General features: G+C 48.1%; 2 tRNA genes. Both read right to left on the bottom strand.

From position 1 onward, the window contains the following. Positions 1–184: 184 nt before the first annotated feature. Positions 185–260, bottom strand: a tRNA-Ala gene (locus tag QC816_RS18265). Between the two features lie 187 nt (positions 261–447). Next, positions 448–524 (bottom strand) — tRNA-Ile (locus tag QC816_RS18270). Positions 525–651: the final 127 nt, after the last annotated feature.

Below are 651 nucleotides of genomic sequence, written 5' to 3' on the forward strand. Positions count from 1 at the left end.
GATACGCTTGAGACGTATCACAAAACAATTACGTATGAACGTCTTAAAAAAACGTTCATGTCAGCATGATATACATTGTTAAAGAGCGACTGTTCGATGAACAGTGATAAGGCAACGCAGTGAGTGCGTCTTGACTTATCAATGGTCACAAAACATGAGTAAACGGGTAGTAAACTAAAAGTAATGGTGGAGCCAAGCGGGATCGAACCGCTGACCTCCTGCGTGCAAGGCAGGCGCTCTCCCAGCTGAGCTATGGCCCCATCTAACAACACTCACCTCTGGGTAATTTTATTCAGAACAAGGCGTTTTATGGCGTCGCATAGCCTGCTATGCAAGTCACAAAATAACGCATGACTGGATAAAATGTAATTTGTGTGAGACTAGGCGCTTCAGTGCGACGCATAGCCTGCTATGCGAGGAGTGAAGCAACGACGTATCACGCAAATTTGGTGGGTCTGGGCAGACTTGAACTGCCGACCTCACCCTTATCAGGGGTGCGCTCTAACCAACTGAGCTACAGACCCAAGAGGGTTCGTGCTTAAACCGTTTGCTCTATCACGTGATCAGGTAATTCATTGTGAGCGCTTACCGCGAGGAGTGATGCATCGTTTAAGGAGGTGATCCAGCCGCAGGTTCCCCTACGGCTACCTT

It is taken from the genome of Vreelandella janggokensis, assembly GCF_031451615.1.
Taxonomy (GTDB): Bacteria; Pseudomonadota; Gammaproteobacteria; order Pseudomonadales; family Halomonadaceae; genus Vreelandella; species Vreelandella janggokensis.